Origin of the sequence: Aggregatibacter actinomycetemcomitans DSM 8324, from assembly GCF_000372365.1 — a bacterium.
In the GTDB taxonomy this organism is placed as follows: Bacteria; Pseudomonadota; Gammaproteobacteria; order Enterobacterales; family Pasteurellaceae; genus Aggregatibacter; species Aggregatibacter actinomycetemcomitans.
Window position 1 is genome coordinate 79,265 of the sequence record NZ_AQUU01000009.1, and the last position, 19,456, is coordinate 98,720.

Sequence of the window (19,456 nt, forward strand, 5' to 3'; positions counted from 1 at the left end):
GGGAGAAATGAGAGGGCGAAAATAAAAAAGTGCGGTGAAGAAACACATTATTTTTCCACCGCACTTTTGTTTCAGGTTAGCTGAATAAGCGCATTTTACCAGAAATAGCCCGCGCCTGCCGTACCGCCAACTTCACCTTGTGAGTTGGTGCTGAAAGAAACTTTCACGCCGTATTTTCCGTTATCGGAAATGCGTGAGTAACCCACAGCTACAGCGGTTTCGCTTTGATATTGACCGACAGCGGCGACTAAGGCGGATTGCCCGTCTCTATGAGGCTGCATCAAACCCGCCGTAGCGAGGGCGGAAGCGGTGCCGGCTTTGCGACGTTTATCCATTTTTTTCACGCGCTTATCAATGTTATCAATGCGATTATTAATGGCACTGCCGACGTCTTGAAGCTGACTCATATTTACTGCATCCGTCGGTGCTTTCCCTTTCGCAACGTTAGCAATTCGTTTGCCGCCGGCGTTGATGCCGTGGCTTGTCATGCTTGGACCGTCTTTAATCGTAACACCGTCGTTATTGACCGTGGTATTGCCTACAGTAAGGCTGCCATCTGCGCCGAGATTAACTTCCTTCGCCAGCTGAACGGTCATGGTGCCGTTTTTATCTGCGGTCACGCCGATATTATTTTGTGTTAATTTCTTCGGATCCGCACCGCCGCGAATGTTAAGTTGATCGCCTAATTTACGATTAACCGTGACTTCTTGATTGTCTCCTTGGAAATTCAGCCCTTTGTCCACATTGTTGGCTAAATTCGTCACATTTTGGTTGGTTTGATGTAATTGGCTACCGTTCACCGCCTCTTTACTATGGGCTGAAATTTCACCGTCTTTTACACCGGTGATTTTCTTATCATTGGCGTGAATGCCGTCCTTGGTGACACTTGGTCCGCCATTGATATTGACACCGTTGCTATCCAGGGTGGTATCACCGGTTTTCACCGTGCTGAATTCAACATCGTTTTGGGTTTCAACGGTGTACGTGGTGCTTCCGTCGGCATTCTTTTGAGGCGTTACAGTAATGTTTTTGCCGGCACTAACACCGGATTTAGCTTGAGCAATACTTCTATCCAATTGGGATTTGTTCACCGCATCTTTGTCATTTACCCCATCGGCAACCTGAGTAATACGACCATCTTCCTGGAACGAAATGCCATCTTTACCGTCTTTGCCTTTGAGCGTCAACGCGTCTTTACCATCAGCGCTACGCGTAGCGGCAATAGACATACCCGGTTGTCCGTCTTTAGCAAAAGTGACGGAAGCCTCTTTGCCGTTGATGGATACGCCATCCTTACCGTTTTCCCCTTTGACGCTAATGGTGCCCGCTTGCGCATCGTCTCCTACAGTGATGTCGTTGCTTAAACCCACTTGTAAGGTCGGTTTACCATTATCGGTAACTACTTTTGTAATAACACTGCCATCGCCTTTCACTTTCACGGTTTCACCTAAGTTGGCTTTAGCGGTTGCGCCATTGTCATCGCTTAAACCGAAGCCGCCGTTTTTACTTGCGTCGGTAATGTCGTTAATGGATTTTTGTAAATCACCGATATTCGCCGCATTTTTTAAGGTATCACCTGAGGCGTCTTTTAAAGCAACTGTTGAACCGTCGGCTTGTTTTAATCCGCTGTCAATGTTCACAATTTGATTACCACCATTGTTTAGTCCTTTATCCGTTAAGCTGACCGCCTTTGTCGGATCTTTCAGGGTAATTGTTATGCCATTGCCATTGATAACCGTTGTGTTGTCGCCATTCTTGAATTGCGCACTGGTTAACTCATTCAACTCTTTGGCTAATTTCACTTCCAGTTTGCCGTTATTGGCATTTACGCCGATATTGTTGTCAGATAATTTGTTTTTATCTGCACCACCCACAATTTCCAGTTTTTGATTTAAGGTTTTAGTGATGACTTCGGTGCTGTTATCTCCGGCGAATTTTAAGCCGTCTTTAAGGGTTGCAACAGCGTCGTTATTCACCATTAAACGGTCTTTGGGATTGGTTTCATTCACACCGGCAGGACCTTGCGCCGTTTTGATGGTGACAGGATTCGCACCGTCTTTGCCATTTAATGCAATGGAACCGTCTTTACCGTTAATCGCCACACCGGAGCCATCTTTGCCGTTCACTTTAATGGAAGAATCTTTACCGGTTACGCCGTTAGCGTCTTTTTGACCTAGCGCTAAATCATCTTTCAGATTCACTTTAAACGGATTGGCGGCTGAGCCATCACCTTCAATGGTTGTATTGTTGCCGGGAGCCATTGCTGTTTTTTCCGGTGTTGGAATATTGGCTTTGATTTTGTAGGTTTTTTGTCCTGTCGTATTATCGGTTTCGTCAGTTACCGTAATCGTAGAATCAGCCGCTTTCACTACAGCGCCTAAAGCGGTAATAACTTTTTTACCATTATCGGTAATGTTGGCGAGATCTTTATCTGCCGCATTGTCGATCTTATTTTTTGTGGTTTGGGCAAGATCCACCGTGACATCATCGCCGGATCCTGATGTCGTCACATATTTTTGGCTGTCTCCGCCTTTGATATTAAATTTGATTCCTCCGTTGTGAGACAAGGATTTCTCTGTGGTACTACCGTTGTCACCGCCTAAAGAAACCTTATTATCGAATTTTTTATCGACTATAGATAATTGATCTTCCGTTGCTGCACGACCGGTTGTTGGCGCGCCCGTCCAGCTTGTATTGGTTAAACCGGTAATATAGCCGTTATTACCATCAATGGTGATCGGGTGACCATTTGTTCTTGGTCCGACGGTCAAGCTAGGATTTAATGCCACTTTATAGTTAATATGTCCGTCCGTTGCAGTTTCTGATGTGATTTGAATATTATCATCACCTTTCTCAACCGTAGTTTTGGCTTTTGCAGTTTCAGCGAATAATTGACCGCCATTCACGGCATCTTTGCTGTTAGCTGCAATAACGCCATCTGCTACATTGGTGATTTTCTTACCGCCTGCATCCACACCTGATTGGGTAAGTTTAGGGCCGTTGGTGATTTCTACACCATTACCGGTTAATTTGGTATTGCCCGTGGTCACAGAAGTAAATTCAACATTATCTTTGGTGGCAAAAGAGAATTTTTTATCTCTTTGAGTAATTTTGATGTTTTTGCCGGCATCATAAGTCACCGTATCCCCATTTTTAACGGAATTAGATGCATTGCTGACGACTTCGCCGTCAGATTTAGAGGCAGTTATTGTCCATGCGGCATTATTTAACGCCTCTACCACATTTTTAACCGTCGCTACGCCATCTTTGCCATCAGTGCCGTTGGCGCCATTTGTGCCCGGTGTACCGGCTACGGCAGCCTTGCCATCTTCTACTTTAATGGTGGATAAATTGACGTCATATTTCACCACACCGTCATTTGCCACGGAAGCGGTTGTCATCATACCATTGGTAAAGTTTAATCCTTTATCCAACATGACGGTTTTATCACCGCTACCGTTAGCTTTATAAGTTAATGGGATAGATTTCGCCGCTTCTGTGCCATTAAAGGTTACGGCATAAGTATCAACGCCATTTACATCTGTTTTGTTTACATTAATCGGTGCCGAACCTGTCACTTTAACCGCTTCTTTTGCGGCACTTTGTACGGCTTTTTTGGATACAGATACTTCGTATTTCGCACCCATATCGCCGGCGTTTTTACCATTTGCTACGCTAATATCCGCCAGGTTTTCATCTCCGGCTTGAGCTGCTTTTTTCTCAACAATTTCCGTTGATGCGGAGCCACCAAGAAGGCTTTTTAATTGTTTAAAGTTAACCGCGTCGTCATCTTGAGTGCCTTCAGCGACACCGGTAATGCGATTATTTCCCATATTGATGGTTCCGCCATTTTGAACGCTGAAGTTCTTAACAGTGGTGTTGCCTGTTGCAGTTAGATCTTGGGTCGTAACATTAGTGAACGTGACATTTTCTTGGGTTGAGAAGGTGAAGTTAGTGCCGTTTTGTTTGACTGTTAAATTCTTTCCTGCCAGTAGCTTCACTTGGTTACTCGGTTTGATTGTTGCTGTTGAGGCTGCGCCATTTTGAGTACCACCATTTTCTACGCCGGAAGTGATTTGCCAACCTTGTTCTACACGACTGGCGACAGCAAATAATTGAGAGCCATTAACGGCATCGGTTGAGTTTGCCGCAACATTACCTGCTGCCACATTTTTAATTTGACGCTCATTGCCTTTTGAACCAATGCTCACAAAATGTCCCGACTCTTTTACCGTGCCGGTAAAACCTGAGTAGGTATATCCGTTAACAGTCGCACTGCTAACATTTGAAACAGGATGTGAACCTTCCGTGGTGGAGGAATTTCCTAAAATGACGGAACCGTTGGTTGTCGCGGTGATATTGGCACCCAATGCAACGGTATTTTGGCCGCTAACATTGCTGTTTAAACCAATGGCAATAGAGTTCATTGCCGCCGTTCCTGTTGTGGCTTTTTCGCCTAACGCAATAGAACCTACTGCTTTAGCCCCTTTATTGTCGTAATTACTATCGGCTGCTGTATTAGTGCTATTTACACTTACATAATTGGTTTGTGCCGCTTCAACAGCTGTTTTGACATCGTGATAGTTGGTATTTTTAATACTAAATACCGGTGCTTTGTAAGTATGTCCGTCTGCTTCATAGCCGTTATAACCGGCGCCTGCGATGGACTTGGCTAAGTTATCATTCACGAATTTTAACTGGGCAACATTCACTGCATCAGTATCATTACGACCACCGGCAACATTAATAATTCGACGCTCTTTACCGGCGTTTGCAACAGCTACAACACCATTATTAGCATCATAATTTTGTGCAGTAAATTTAGATTGCCCGCCATCGACACTGTTGACAATGGTACCTGTACCTAATGCCAATGAGTTTTTAAAGGTAGATTTAGCTCCCTGACCAATGGCCATTGAACCAGATTCAGTGGCTGTAGCATCTTTACCTATTGCTACAACGTTATCTTGAGATGCTTTTGCATTTGCGCCAAGAGAAATTGCATTAATGCCGGAAGCATTAGCTTGGTAGCCAAATGCGATAGCAGATTCTTTTTGCGCAAGTGCACTCGTACCGACAGCAATGGCTTTATCAGCTTTTTTAGACAGATCCGGAGAGGTAACATTCTCTTTTAGATAGTTGTCATGTTCCACTTTAAACTCACCGGTGTGTGCTTTATAACCAATAGCAAATGAATCATCACCATTGGTTTTAGCTGCCGTACCCAATGCCATGGAACGGTTACCATTGGTTTGTGTGTTGTCTAACCCGTTGTATTTTGTGATTGGCACACCAGAACCATTCGGAGATATTTTTTGTTCCAAGCTGCCAATTGCAATGGATTGGTTGCCTTTAGCAGTAGCAGAAGCCCCCAGTGCGAAGCTTGATTGACCTGCAGCCCATGCGACAGAACCAATGGCAGTAGAATAATCCCCGGTTGCTGCAGATTGACGCATCATCGCAAGAGAATTAATTCCTGATGATCTGGAAGCTATACCGATTGCAATACCGCCATTTTTTTCTGCTCTGGAAAATGAACCTAAGGCCATGGCAAGCCCACCGGTAGCTTTAGAATAATCGCCTAAGGCGATACCATTTGAATCCTTACTTGAGTCACGAACATCGGTATTTTTACCGATAGCGATACCATATGCCTCCCCATTGCTGTATCTTCTTTCAGGATTGCTCGGTTTGTCTTTATCATCATATGATTTACTACCGGGGTTGTAATAATTTAATGCTTGGCTTCCCTTTCTCTTGTTTGGGGAGGCTTCTGCCCCCTCGGATTTCACAGAATTGTTTTCAACAGAACCTATAGCAATGTAAGCGTTGGTATTAAAGGAGAGAAATAATAACGGGGCTGCAGCAATGAATATTTTAGTTTTTTTAGGTATATCTGTAGTGGTAGAAAGGGAGAAAGCTTTAGATAGTTCAGATACGGCAATCCATGTCTGAGATGTTTTACACCAGATTACTTTAAAGACTTTATTCATCTTATGTTTTCCTTTTTGTTAGGGTAAATTACATTGATAATTAATATGTTAATAGGTTCTGCAGCTTAAAAATGTAGATTAAGGCGTTATAAATTAGATTTGGTACTTGATTATATTAATGGAGTTTTATTGGCTAATATTTGTGCAAGACTGAGTTAAGGGGGTACATCCTAACTATATAAATTTTAAATGCAAGTAAATTTTCATTGTTTTACAAAAAATAAGGTCTTTTTTGAAATTTTTTATTAAAATTCACTTGAAAGACGAATAATAAAGAGAAATTAATATAAAAAGTGCGGTGAAAAAACACATTATTTTTCCACCGCACTTTTATGATGAATCATTTAGTTATACATCGCCTCAATCAGCTCTTTATAACGCTGTAAAATCACTTTTCGTCGTAATTTCAACGTCGGTGTGATTTCTTCCAATTGTGTGCTGAAGGCTTGGGGCAAAAGGGTGAAACGTTTAATTTGTTCCCAGCCCGCCAATTCTTTTTGCAATTCATTAATTCGGCGTTCTAACATTTGAATAATCTCCGAATTTCTTAACAATTCCAAACGATCCTGATATTTGATGTTGACCTGCTTGGCATAATCTTCCAGTGACGCATAGCAAGGCACGATAAGGGCGGAGACGTATTTTTTCGCGTCGGCGATGACGGCGATTTGTTCGATGAATTTATCTTTGCCGATTTTACTTTCCAGCACCTGTGGCGCGATATATTTGCCGTTGGAGGTTTTCATCAGTTCTTTGATGCGATCGGTGATGTATAAATTGCCGTCGGCATCGAATTCGCCGGCGTCACCGGTTTTCAGGAAACCGTCAGGGGTGAAGGTGTCGGCGGTTTCCTGCGGTTTTTTATAATAACCTTTCATCACCATGCCGCCACGCACCAGAATTTCATTGTTTTCGCCGATTTTCACTTCTGCGCCCGGCATCAAAGTACCGATAGAATTGGCATTAAAACTGAAATCATTCCAGCAGGAAACGGTGGCGGTGGTTTCCGTCATGCCGTAACCCAGTTTGATGTTTAAGCCGATACTGTGGAAAAACAAGCCGATGGTCGGTTCCAATTTGGCGCCGCCGCACGGCATCATACGAATGCGTCCGCCGAGTAAGGCGCGCAGTTTACCGAGCACCAATTTATCGGCGAGGGCATATTGTTGTTTTAATGGGAAGCCGATTTTCTGTTGCTTGGCAAGGGTATCGAAACGTTTACGCCCGACGGCAATTGCCCAATTGAAAATCCATTGGCGCAGTTTCGGTGCGTTATGCACTTTGTCCAGAATCGCTGTGTAAATCTTCTCGTAAAAACGTGGCACGGCACACATCAATGTCGGACGAATGTCCGTCAATGCCGACCGCACTTGGTTGGTATCTTCAATGTAACAGTTAGTGGCACCGCGATGGAGCACATACGCCACCCAAGCCCGCTCAAAAATATGAGATAACGGCAGGAAGGAAAGGGACACATCGCTATCATCTATTTGCAACGCCTGATCGTGCGCCTTCAGCTGGTGCGCCAGATTGGCATAATCCAGCATCACGCCTTTCGGCTCACCGGTGGTGCCGGAGGTGTAAATCAGGGTGAATAAATCCGCCAAAGATTTGCCATCCAGCCGCTGTTGTAATTGCGGTCGATATTGTTCGTCCGCCATTTCAATAAAATCCTGCCAATGACAGGCTTTGGCGTGTTCGTGCAAATTGATGGTGCTTTTCATCGCCACGATTTTTATAAGCTTAGGGCATTCATCGGCGATGTCGATCACCTGATCGTATTGTTCCTGATCGCCGGCGAAAATGATCTTCATATCGGCGTTGTTAATAATGAATTGCGCCTGTTTTGCGGTGTTGGTGGCATAAATCGGTACCGTCACCGCACGCACCTGTAATATACCAATGTCGGTGATTGTCCAACGCGGCATATTGTGCGCGAAAATACCGATTTTATCTTGAATATCAATATGATTGGCTAAAAGTGCCAAAGAGATGTGATCCACTTGCTGTTGCAGCTCCGCCCAGGAAATATCCAGCCGGTTATTGTCTTTGAAATAGCAAAGTGCGGTGCGATTTGCCAGCGTTTTTGCCTGATGGCGAATGCGATTGATAAAATGAAAATTGAGATCCATGGTTAAAAATCCAAAATCAGCTAACAGTTGTGCGCTAATATAGCCGATTAACGATCAAAACTCTAGCAATAAAACTGCGTTTTGTAGGGATTTATTGTGTCGGTACGTCAAGACATCAAGACAAATTATCCCTACAATTCCCCGTAAAATACCGCTAAAATACACCGCACTTTTGTCTGATTTTTCCCAAGGATTTTTATGTCGCAGCCACGTTTCGTTCATTTGCAGGTTCACAGTGATTTTTCCATGATTGACGGTATCGCCAAAGTGAAACCGTTAGTGAAAGCCTGTGTGGGAAATGGAATGGTAGCGGTGGGCTTGACGGATTTCACCAATTTTTGTGGCTTGGTACGCTTTTACGGCGAGGCGTTGTCTTCCGGTGTGAAGCCGATTATCGGGACGGATGTGTTGGTACAAAGCGCATTATGCGGCGATGAAAAATTTCGTTTAACCTTGCTGGCGAAGAATAACGAAGGTTATAAAAACATTACGTTGCTGCTTTCCAAAGCTTATGAACGCGGTTATGCCGATTGGCCTTATATCGATCAGCAGTGGCTGGTGGAACACCGCGCCGGGGTGATTGTGCTGTCCGGCGGGGTAAACGGCGATGTGGGCAAGAAATTGCTCAGAAGCAACCCCGATGAACTAAAAAGTGCGGTGGATTTTTACCGTGAATTTTTCCCCGATCATTTCTATTTAACCCTCACCCGTACCGGTCGCCCTGACGAAGAACGCTATATTAAAGCGGCGCTGGAACTGGCGGAGCAGCAACAGTTGCCGGTAGTGGCAACTAATGATGTATGCTTTTTGCAGGCGGAGGATTTTGAAGCCCATGAAATTCGCGTGGCGATTCATGACGGTTTTACCTTGGACGACCCGAAACGCCCGAAACTTTATACGTCACAACAATATTTTCGCTCCGAACAGGAAATGTGCGATTTGTTCGCCGACGTGCCGAGCGCGTTGGAAAATACGGTGTTAATTGCGCAGCGTTGTAATGTCACCATTCGTTTGGGCGAATATTTCTTGCCACAATTTCCGACCGGTGATTTAACTACGGAAGATTATCTGGTTAAGCGCGCCAAAGACGGCTTGGAAGAACGCTTAAAAGTGTTGTTCCCCGATGAGAAGGTGCGTGCCGAACGCCGCCCGGAATATGATGAACGGCTACAGGTTGAACTGGATGTGATTAACCAAATGGGCTTCCCGGGCTATTTTTTGATCGTGATGGAGTTTATTCAATGGTCGAAAGATAATGACATTCCGGTAGGACCCGGGCGTGGTTCCGGGGCGGGATCTTTGGTGGCATATGCGCTAAAAATTACCGATTTGGATCCGTTGGAATTCGATTTGCTCTTTGAGCGTTTCCTCAATCCGGAACGGGTTTCCATGCCTGACTTCGACGTGGATTTCTGCATGGACGGACGCGACCGCGTGATTGACCATGTGGCGGAAATGTACGGGCATGGTGCGGTGTCGCAAATCATTACCTTCGGTACTATGGCGGCGAAAGCGGTAATTCGCGATGTGGGGAGGGTGCTGGGGCAACCTTACGGCTTTGTGGATCGCATTTCCAAACTGGTGCCGCCTGATCCGGGCATGACCTTGGCTAAGGCCTTTGAAGCAGAACCGAAATTACAGGAAATTTATGACGCGGATGAAGAAGTGCGTGCCATTATCGACATGGCGCGCAAACTGGAAGGTGTCACGCGTAACGCCGGTAAACACGCCGGCGGGGTGGTGATTTCGCCGACCCTGATCACGGATTTCTCGCCACTGTATTGCGATTCGGAAGGCAAACATCCGGTCACCCATTTCGATAAAAATGACGTGGAATACGCCGGTTTGGTGAAGTTTGACTTCCTCGGTTTACGCACGTTGACCATCATAAAATGGGCGCTGGATATGATTAATGCCCGCATGGAAAAAGAAGGCAAGCTGTTGGTGGACATCAGCGCCATTCCGTTGGACGACCAACAATCCTTCGATGTGTTACTGAATGCGGAAACCACGGCGGTGTTTCAGTTGGAATCGCGCGGTATGAAAGATTTGATTAAACGCCTGAAGCCGGACTGTTTTGAAGACATTATCGCGTTGGTGGCGTTGTTCCGTCCAGGTCCGTTGCAATCAGGCATGGTGGATAATTTTATCGACCGCAAACACGGACGCGAGGAAGTGTCTTACCCAGATGCCAATTATCAGCATGAATCCCTCAAACCGATTTTGGAACCGACCTACGGCATTATTTTGTATCAGGAACAGGTGATGCAAATCGCTCAAGTGTTGGCAGGCTATACTTTGGGTGGCGCGGACTTGTTGCGCCGTGCCATGGGGAAGAAAAAACCGGAAGAAATGGCGAAGCAGCGTTCCGTGTTTGAAGAAGGCGCGGTGAAAAACGGCGTGGACGGCGGACTTGCCATGAAGATCTTCGACTTGGTGGAAAAATTCGCCGGTTACGGTTTTAACAAATCCCACTCCGCCGCCTATGCGTTGGTGTCTTATCAAACCCTGTGGCTGAAAGCCCATTATCCGGCGGAATTTATGGCAGCGGTGATGACCTCGGAAATGGATAACACGGACAAAATTGTGGGCTTATACGACGAATGTATGCGTATGGGCTTGAAAGTGGTTCCGCCCGACATTAACACCGGTAAACACCATTTCAGCGTGAATGAAAACGGTGAAATCGTGTACGGAATCGGCGCCATTAAAGGCGTGGGTGAAGGCCCTATTGCGGCGTTGGTGGAAGCGCGGGAAAAAGACGGGATCTTTAAAAATCTGTTCGACTTATGTGCCCGCGTAGATTTAAAGAAAATCAACCGTCGTACTTTTGAAAGCCTGATTAAATCCGGTGCTTTTGATAAACTCGGACCGCATCGCGCCGCGTTACAGCAAAACTTGGAAGATGCGTTGCGCGCTTCCGATCAACACGCGAAAGACGAAGCCTTGGGGCAGGTGGATATGTTCGGCGTGCTGACGGAAACTAATGAGGAAGTGGAAAACTCCTATGCCAACATCGCACCTTGGACGGAAAAGACCATTTTGGACGGCGAACGGGAAACTTTAGGGTTGTATCTCAGCAGCCACCCGGTAACCCGTTATTTGAAAGAACTAGCCCATTACAGCCCCGTTCGCTTAAAAGAGCTGGTGCCGAATTATCGCGGGCAAATGAGCACCGCCAGCGGTTTGGTGATTAACACTCGCGTTGCGGTGACGAAAAAAGGCAACCATATCGGCATCGCTACCATTGACGATCGCTCCGGCCGGTTGGATTTAACCTTATTTGGCGAAGCCTTGGAAAAATTCGGCGAGAAACTGCAAAAAGACACGGTGATTGTGGTTTCCGGGCAAGTAAGTTTTGACGACTTCTCGCAGGGTTTGCGTATGTCAGTGCGTGATTTAATGACCATCGACGAAGCCCGTGCCCGTTATGCCAAAAGCCTTGCGATTTGCTTGTCGCAAGAACAAATCACGCCGCAATTCATTAAACAATTTAAAAGCATTTTACAGCCTTACAGCGGCAATTCGCTGCCGGTGCATATTTACTACCAAAGCCCGCAGGGCAGAGCGCTGGTTAAAATGGGCGTGCAATGGTCGGTCAACCCGACGGACGAACTGCTCACCGAACTGGCGGCACTGTTCGGTGAAAGTGCGGTGGAATTGGAGTTTGAATAGATAGGAAAAAGTGCGGTTAAAAAATGATTGTTTTTTCAACTGCACTTTGATCTACACCCCAAAAAAATCGGCATATAATTTAAGTTGCAGATTATGTCCTACTCTTATCAATTTCGTTTAAAAATTATCAAGCTAGTCACCGAGCAGGATTTCGGTATATGAGAGGTGGCTAAATTTCTCGTTCTCAAGTCATTTATTGGAAAAGCCTTTCGTGAAAGAGGGCTTGATGGCGTAAAATCACCTTACACAAACCTAAAACCTCCAAAATTCTGAAACCCAAAATGAAAAAAACGCAGATTGAAGTGGCTTGAAACAAGCGACTTTTCACCACAAGCCTTTAAAAAACTGAAACGGGAACCTGCCCTTGCAAAAGAGGAGATTGATAATCTAAAAAAGTTAGTGGAATTAGACAATCAAAAACGACGGCAGAAAAAAGAAAAGTCATCGAAAAGTTAAAGGAAAAACATGCCTTAAATGACCTGCTGCAAGTGTCTGAAATGCCTCATTCAACCTTTTATTATCAACAGGCAGGATTACAGCCGGGTAAATTTGTGTATTACAACCAAAAACGAATTAAACCGATTTAAAAGGATTGAGCCCGATACAATACTGAGCTCAATATTTAAGTTAACTAACCTGTCCAACTTTTTGGGGGGGCAGATCACTTTCTATTTGTATTATTTGGCCTTACATCGCTTTCTCAGCTCCCAATGTACTTAGTGGCACAGCGACATTCTTCGTTAGAAAAATAAAATTAAAGGTGCCGTGTTCTGTCAGTACATTACTAATTTATTAAATTGCTTAGAAAATTTGTTCTTCACTTGCTTTTTTATGGAAGTGTTTTTTTAATTGTTCCGCTATGTAACAAAATGCCGTTTTAGAATCGATGCTTCCGGTGAGGTAGTAGAAGGATTTGTTTATGTCAGGAGACTACACAAATCTGTTTCTAACCTTTACTTAGCATAACCACACAATAAGTTCAGATTTAACACTATAATTTGGTGAATTTCAACATTTGCACACTGGGCATTATTAGATCAAGCTTGTTGGTTTTATAATGGATTCGGCTAAAAAAAATGACCGCACTTTTGAAGCAAAAGTGCGGTCGGTTCTTGAGTTAAATTTGAATCAAGCAAGTTTTGTGCGAATGGCGTTTGCCAATTCCGTATTAACGCGTTCAAAGTGTACCAACTGGTGTTCCACGATGGCATCGTCGGTGACTTCTGCCAGGCTGGCGGCGAAGTTGCCGGCGAGGCGGTCGCGTTGGGCGGCGTCCATAATGGCGTAAAGCGCGGCAGGTTGTGAGTAGTAATCTTCGTCGTAATCACGGAAATTAAAGTGCGCGCCTTCACGTTCCAGTTGCAATGACGGACCTTGATCGTGGGTTGGCACATAGGTGTCAAAGCGGTTTGGAGCATAGTTCGGGTGTGTGCCGCCGTTGTGATCTACGCGCATTGCACCGTCACGGTGGGTGGTGTGATACGGGCATTTTGGTGCATTCACCGGAATTTGGTGGTGGTTTACGCCCAAGCGGTAGCGTTGTGCATCTTGATAAGAGAATAAACGACCCTGCAACATACGATCGGGCGAGAAGCCGATGCCGGGCACGTTGTTGTTCGGCGCGAAGGCGGCTTGTTCCACTTCAGCAAAATAGTTTTGCGGATTGCGATTCAGTTCCAATACGCCTACATCAATCAACGGATAATCTTTGTGCGGCCATACTTTGGTTAAGTCAAAACTGTAATTGTGTTTTTCTGCATCGGCTTCCGGCATGATTTGAATTCGCACGTTCCAACGGGGGAAATTGCCGTTGGCAATGGCATCATATAAATCACGTTGGCTGGATTCACGATCTTCACCCACCACCTTCGCCGCTTCTGCGTTGGTTAAAAATTTATGACCTTGTTGGGTTTTGAAGTGGAATTTCACCCAAAAGCGTTCGTTGTCCGCATTGATAAAGCTGTAAGTGTGGCTGCCGTAACCGTTCATATTGCGCAGGCTTGCCGGAATACCACGATCGCTGAACAGAATCATAATTTGGTGCATGGATTCAGGATGACGCGACCAGAAATCCCATGCGGCGGTAGCGTCGCGTAAGTTGGTTTGCGGGTTGCGTTTTTGAGTGTGAATGAAATCCGGGAATTTGAGCGGGTCACGGATGAAGAACACCGGCGTGTTATTGCCCACTAAGTCCCAGTTGCCTTGTTCGGTGTAGAATTTCAACGAAAAACCGCGTACATCACGTTCCGCGTCGGCAGCACCGCGTTCGCCGGCAACGGTGGAAAAGCGCAACAGCACTTCCGTTTGTTTGCCCACTTCGCTGAACAGCGCAGCTTTGGTGTATTGGGTGATGTCGTGAGTGACGGTGAATGTACCGAATGCGGCGGAACCCTTGGCGTGCACCACACGCTCAGGAATGCGCTCGCGGGCAAAGTGGGCTAGTTTTTCTTGATACCAAACATCTTGTAACAGTAACGGGCCGCGGGGGCCGGCACTCATGGTGTTGTCATTATCCACCACCGGCACGCCGGCAGCGGTAGTCAATGTGGCAGAGTTATGATCGAAAGGGCATTTTGCTGACATAATCGTTTCCTTAATTTTTGAGTAGTAGAGTAAAAAATATCCATTTTCATGGATGATCGATTGACAGAAATTATAAATACCAGCAAAAAGTTCTCAATCTATTAAATTAATAATATTTGACGATTAAAAAATAACTATTAATAGTTAGAATTGATTTAATCAAGAAAAAAGAAATGAGAAAAGAAAATGATCGCACTTTGATCTGCACCCTAAAACCGGGCGGATAGCTAAACCTAAGTTAAATATTGAGCTCTGCACTGCACAGGGCTCAAATTGTTTAACTTAAGCTTAATTACGCTCCTCAATAATAACGAATATATTCATCGTCCGCCCGGGTTCATCATGTAGTTAAACCGGCGGGAATAAAAATATTCCGATTAAATAATGTTTTCCTATAAAAACCTGCATTTTAATTGATTGGCGGCGGCGTCCTCTTTGGGAGGGCAGATCAAAGTGCGGTCATTTTCAACGGTGTTTTTTCTGACCGATTAATACACCCCTTGTGCCAACATGGCATCGGCGACTTTCACGAAACCGGCGATGTTGGCGCCCACCACATAGTTGATGTTGCCTTGGGCGTTGGAGCCGTATTTTTTACAGTTAGCGTGAATATCCAGCATGATGCTGTGTAATTTCGTGTCCACTTCTTCGCGGGTCCAGCTTAAACGTTGTGCATTTTGCGACATTTCTAAGCCGGAAGTTGCCACACCACCTGCATTCGCTGCTTTGCCCGGTCCGAATAATACGCCGGCGTCAATGAAGGCATTGGTGGCGTCGATGGTGGTTGGCATATTGGCGCCTTCCGCCACCACTTGTACGTCGTTGGCGATAAGGGTTTGCGCGTCGCTCAATGCCAATTCGTTTTGGGTTGCGCAAGGCAGAGCAACATCCACTTTTAAGTGCCATGGGCGCGCGCCTGCCACATATTTCAATCCGAACTGATCGGCGTAATCTTTAACGCGACCGCGTTTCACATTTTTGATTTCCATCAGTGCGGCTAATTTTTCGGTGGTGAAGCCTTCTTCATCCACAACCGTGCCCGAAGAGTCGGAACAGCTAATGACTTTTGCGCCTAATTCCAACGCTTTTTCGATGGCATATTGCGCCACGTTGCCGGAACCTGAAACCGCCACGGTTTTGCCTTTTAAATCCTGACCTTTTTCCGCCAGCATGGCTTGTACGAAATAAACCAAGCCGTAACCGGTGGCTTCCGGACGAATTAAGCTACCGCCGAAGGTTAAGCCTTTACCGGTGAATACGCAGCCGGTTTGGTTAGAGAGTTTTTTCATCATGCCGGTTAAATAACCTACTTCACGACCGCCCACACCGATGTCTCCTGCCGGTATGTCGGTGTCCGGACCGATATGGCGATAAAGTTCCGCCATAAGCGCTTGACAGAAACGCATGACTTCCGCATCGCTTTTGCCTTTCGGATCGAAGTCGGAACCGCCTTTGGCGCCGCCCATCGGTAAGGTGGTTAGGGCGTTTTTGAAGATTTGTTCAAACCCTAAGAATTTTAAAATGGATTGGTTTACGGAAGGGTGAAAACGCATGCCGCCTTTGAACGGACCGATGGCACTGTTAAATTGAATACGGAATGCGCGGTTGACTTGCACTTGACCTTTATCGTCCGTCCATGCTACGCGAAACTGAATGGCGCGTTCAGGTTCTACAAGACGTTCTAATAAGGCTTCGGAACAATATTTCGGATTTTGTTCAAGAAATGGCCAGATGGAAGTAAACACTTCACGAACAGCTTGTAAAAATTCAGGTTGGTTACCATCGCGTTGTTCGACTTTAGCTAAAAATGCTTCTAAGGAAGGGACCGAACCAGACATAAGAAATCTCCTGTAAGATGAATGTTGTTGTTTGCATTTGAGTGAATTGTGTGTTGCTCAACTATGTTGTTAAGTCGGTTTTCAATATGCAACAGCCGGGGAGATGATTTCAAATGTTTTTCTAGAAAAATATTAGAATATTTTGTTTTTATAGAAATGTTTTAGATTTTATCTAATAAAAAAATATTTATGTTAAACGCTGTTTAGTTTTTTTGGTCGCGTAAGTGAAATCGGTGCTAAAAACAAACAAAAGTGCGGTCAGAAAAAATGATGTTTTTTATGACCGCACTTTACGACGTATTTACGACGCAAATCGGGCTTTTGCGTCAGCAATGGCTTCGGCAATGCGCAACGGTGAAACCCCGCCTTTGGCGGCACGTTTGTCTAAACAGGATTGCAGAGACAGAATATCGTACACATCGTCCGACACTTTTTCGCAGAATTGACGGAATTCCGGAATAGTCAATTCTTCTAACGCCTTGTGTTGCTTAATGGCATATACCACGGTCTCGCCCACAATGTGGTGGGAATCGCGGAACGGCACGCCTTTAGCGACCAAGTAATCTGCCAATTCGGTGGCGTTAGAGTAGCCTTTTAGCGCGGATTCGCGGGTGCGTTCCACGTTCACTTTAATATCATCCAACACCAAAGACGCCATATCTAAGCAATCTTGCCAAGTATCCAACGCATCGAAAATGCCTTCTTTGTCTTCCTGCATATCTTTGTTGTAGGCTAACGGCAAACCTTTCAGTGTCATCAGCATGCCGTTTAGGGCGCCGATTACGCGCCCCGCTTTACCGCGAATCAATTCGCAGGCATCGGGATTTTTCTTTTGCGGCATCAGGGAAGAACCGGACGTTACGCGATCGGAGAGTTCCACAAAGTTGGATTCGCCGCTGTTGAAAATAATCATGTCTTCGGCGAAACGGGATAAATGCACCATGCTAAGGGACGCGGCGGAGAGCAGTTCCACAATGTGATCGCGATCGGATACGCTGTCCAAGCTGTTACGGGTGGCGAAGGCGAAATCCAGATCCTTGGCGAGCCGTTCGCGATCGATAGGATATGCCGTGCCGGCAAGGGCGCCGCTACCGAGCGGGCAGCTGTTCATGCGACGGTAGGCATCAGCTAAACGGGAATAATCGCGATCCAGCATTTCCACATACGCCATGCACCAATGGGCAAAGGTGATCGGTTGGGCGCGTTGCAGGTGGGTGTAGCCTGGCATCACGGCATCCTGATTGTTTTCTGCGGTGAGCACCAATTTACGCTGTAAGTCACGGATAGAATGCTGCAATTCGGCAACCCGTTGTTTACACCACATTTTGATGTCGAGTGCCACTTGGTCGTTGCGGCTGCGCCCGGTGTGCAGTTTTTTGCCTAAATTGCCTACCTTATCAATGAGCTTACTTTCCACCCAGCTGTGGATGTCTTCCGCGTCATCTTGTAAAATCGCTTGCGGATTTGACCGCACTTCAACTAATAATTCGTGCAATGCCTGTTCTAATTGTTGTTGTTCCTGCACATCTAAAATGCCCACGGATACCAACGCTTTCGACCAGCCGATTGAGCCTTCGATGTCTTGCTCTGCCAAACGGTAGTCAAAGCGTAATGAATCGTTAAAGTTTTTAAAACGCTTATCCGCAGCTTGCGTGAAGCGTCCACCCCAAAGTGCCATAGAACCCTCTGATTGTTATTTGTGAAATCGGTTAAAAAATATATCACAGAAACAAAAAAGGCGATCAACAAAAATCTGCTTTTTGTGACCGCACTTTTTGCTTAATTGACGGTTATTTTAATAAATCTTCGTTTTTCGCGTGAATCCATTTGCCGCGTTTTTTATCCATATATTGAAAATATTCGTTGGCAAAGGTGCCTTGTGCGCAGGTCAATTTATCGCGGCGGGTGTTGACATCTTTGTTTTCCAGCGCTTTATTGAGCGTATCGGGACCGGTGAGGACAAACACGCCGCCGTCAATACGACGGTTTTCGATATTATCAATAATAATGTCCAGAGTTTCTTTCAAAAACGGATTGCTTTTGCGACTGGCTAAAAAGAAATTGGTGTAACGACCACGGCGCGTAATGAGCACTTCGTTGTCTTCGGGATCAATCATCTTATCCAAATTGCCGACCAAATGGCCGTCGATGTCCATGTAAATACCACCGTCGTGGTAGAGCGTGAATAAACGCCAGAAATCCGCCTGCGCCGCGCCGTCGGTAAGTTTGCTATACGCGGCGAATGTGCGGGCATCGGCATTTTTTTCAATATAATCGCCGCGCGCTTCGGTGCTCACATAACGGTAATCATAACCGGGCGAAAACAGGCGATTGACCAAATAGTTACAATAAATCGGTAAGGTAACTTGGTTGCTGTAGTTGGTTTGCCAGATGACTTTATTGATTTTGCCGGGCTTATTGGTTGGGTGTCTTGCCGGGCTGAATTCCGGAATGGTAAAGCGCTTTTTCGGAAAAATCGCGTGGAACGGGTAACTTAGGATTTTGACAATATTGCCGGCTAAACGTAACAAGCCGTTAGAAATGAAAAGTGCGGTCTGATTTTTAATTGGTTTATTCATTCAATGAATCCGTTGATGCAACTGAAAAATTGGGCGTACTTTATCACTTTACGCTAAAAGAATAAATGTTCTGAACCTGTTGAAATAAAATAATTAAAGGGGAAGTGAGTGGTGGGCGATACCGGTCTCGAACCAGTGACCCCCTCCTTGTAAGGGAGGTGCTCTCCCAACTGAGCTAATCGCCCGACGAATCGGCACTTTAAGATTTTAAGTGGTGGGCGATACCGGTCTCGAACCAGTGACCTCCTCCTTGTAAGGGAGGTGCTCTCCCAACTGAGCTAATCGCCCACGTTAGAATCTTAAAATTAGGGAAGTATGTAAAGAAGTGGTGGGCGATACCGGTCTCGAACCAGTGACCCCCTCCTTGTAAGGGAGGTGCTCTCCCAACTGAGCTAATCGCCCACGTCGTTACATTGACAACATTGAGAAACTTTGAAGTGGTGAGAACATCGGTTTCGAACTCTTGGCGCTTTTCCTATCAAGAATTCTCCTACCTAAGCTAACCGTAACTGCCCTCAGCGTTGTGAGCGAGCATTATAATTGCTCAATGATTTCAGTCAACAAATTTTTGCCAAAAATCCGTCGGTTGTTTCAAAAATAGGCATAAAACACGATTTTTCCTTATGAATTCAATGAACCCGTAGTACAATACCGCA

7 protein-coding genes, 3 tRNA genes and 1 pseudogene are annotated in these 19,456 nt (G+C 45.6%); 2 read left to right on the forward strand and 9 right to left on the reverse strand.

Translation table 11 applies throughout. From position 1 onward, the window contains the following. Nucleotides 1-95 precede the first annotated feature (95 nt). A complete protein-coding gene (gene emaA, locus A3CS_RS0106505) occupies nucleotides 96-5,993 on the reverse strand; it encodes a trimeric autotransporter adhesin EmaA (RefSeq protein WP_080630362.1) in 5,898 nt (1,965 codons plus the stop codon). 344 nt (nucleotides 5,994-6,337) lie between these two features. Then, entirely contained in the window at nucleotides 6,338-8,125 is a 1,788-nt protein-coding gene (locus tag A3CS_RS0106510; protein WP_005547641.1) for an AMP-dependent synthetase/ligase, read from the reverse strand. A gap of 198 nt (nucleotides 8,126-8,323) precedes the next feature. Here A3CS_RS0106510 and dnaE point away from each other — a divergent pair, with 198 nt between their 5' ends. After that, nucleotides 8,324-11,800 (forward strand): DNA polymerase III subunit alpha, encoded by a 3,477-nt coding sequence (gene dnaE, locus A3CS_RS0106515; protein ID WP_005547640.1) that lies wholly within the window; start codon nucleotides 8,324-8,326, stop codon nucleotides 11,798-11,800. Between the two features lie 165 nt (nucleotides 11,801-11,965). Beyond that, nucleotides 11,966-12,256: pseudogene (locus tag A3CS_RS1000000112265) on the forward strand (transposase). Nucleotides 12,257-12,928: 672 nt separating this feature from the next. Here the strand turns inward: A3CS_RS1000000112265 and A3CS_RS0106520 are convergent. The 7 genes from A3CS_RS0106520 to A3CS_RS0106550 all read right to left on the reverse strand — a co-directional run bounded on the left by A3CS_RS0106520 (nucleotide 12,929) and on the right by A3CS_RS0106550 (nucleotide 19,202). Next, nucleotides 12,929-14,383: a catalase gene (locus A3CS_RS0106520; RefSeq protein WP_019518339.1), complete on the reverse strand. Its 1,455-nt coding sequence runs from the start codon at nucleotides 14,381-14,383 to the stop codon at nucleotides 12,929-12,931. A gap of 488 nt (nucleotides 14,384-14,871) precedes the next feature. Continuing rightward, nucleotides 14,872-16,221, reverse strand: coding sequence for an NADP-specific glutamate dehydrogenase (gene gdhA, locus A3CS_RS0106525; protein ID WP_005547630.1), 1,350 nt, complete (start codon nucleotides 16,219-16,221; stop codon nucleotides 14,872-14,874). Nucleotides 16,222-16,522: 301 nt separating this feature from the next. Continuing rightward, nucleotides 16,523-17,899 (reverse strand): argininosuccinate lyase, encoded by a 1,377-nt coding sequence (gene argH, locus A3CS_RS0106530; RefSeq protein ID WP_005547628.1) that lies wholly within the window; start codon nucleotides 17,897-17,899, stop codon nucleotides 16,523-16,525. A gap of 112 nt (nucleotides 17,900-18,011) precedes the next feature. Next, nucleotides 18,012-18,800, reverse strand: coding sequence for a glycosyltransferase family 32 protein (locus tag A3CS_RS0106535; protein ID WP_005547626.1), 789 nt, complete (start codon nucleotides 18,798-18,800; stop codon nucleotides 18,012-18,014). 109 nt (nucleotides 18,801-18,909) lie between these two features. Beyond that, nucleotides 18,910-18,985, reverse strand: a tRNA-Val gene (locus tag A3CS_RS0106540). Nucleotides 18,986-19,012: 27 nt separating this feature from the next. Beyond that, nucleotides 19,013-19,088: transfer RNA gene (locus tag A3CS_RS0106545), tRNA-Val, on the reverse strand. A gap of 38 nt (nucleotides 19,089-19,126) precedes the next feature. Continuing rightward, nucleotides 19,127-19,202 (reverse strand) — tRNA-Val (locus A3CS_RS0106550). Nucleotides 19,203-19,456: the final 254 nt, after the last annotated feature.

Excerpts from the sequence above, each read along its gene's own strand:
- emaA (WP_080630362.1), bottom strand. The coding sequence starts at position 5,993 with ATGAATAAAGTCTTTAAAGTAATCTGGTGTAAAACATCTCAGACATGG.
- A3CS_RS0106510 (WP_005547641.1), bottom strand. The coding sequence starts at position 8,125 with ATGGATCTCAATTTTCATTTTATCAATCGCATTCGCCATCAGGCAAAA.
- dnaE (WP_005547640.1), top strand. The coding sequence starts at position 8,324 with ATGTCGCAGCCACGTTTCGTTCATTTGCAGGTTCACAGTGATTTTTCC.
- A3CS_RS0106520 (WP_019518339.1), bottom strand. The coding sequence starts at position 14,383 with ATGTCAGCAAAATGCCCTTTCGATCATAACTCTGCCACATTGACTACC.
- gdhA (WP_005547630.1), bottom strand. The coding sequence starts at position 16,221 with ATGTCTGGTTCGGTCCCTTCCTTAGAAGCATTTTTAGCTAAAGTCGAA.
- argH (WP_005547628.1), bottom strand. The coding sequence starts at position 17,899 with ATGGCACTTTGGGGTGGACGCTTCACGCAAGCTGCGGATAAGCGTTTT.
- A3CS_RS0106535 (WP_005547626.1), bottom strand. The coding sequence starts at position 18,800 with ATGAATAAACCAATTAAAAATCAGACCGCACTTTTCATTTCTAACGGC.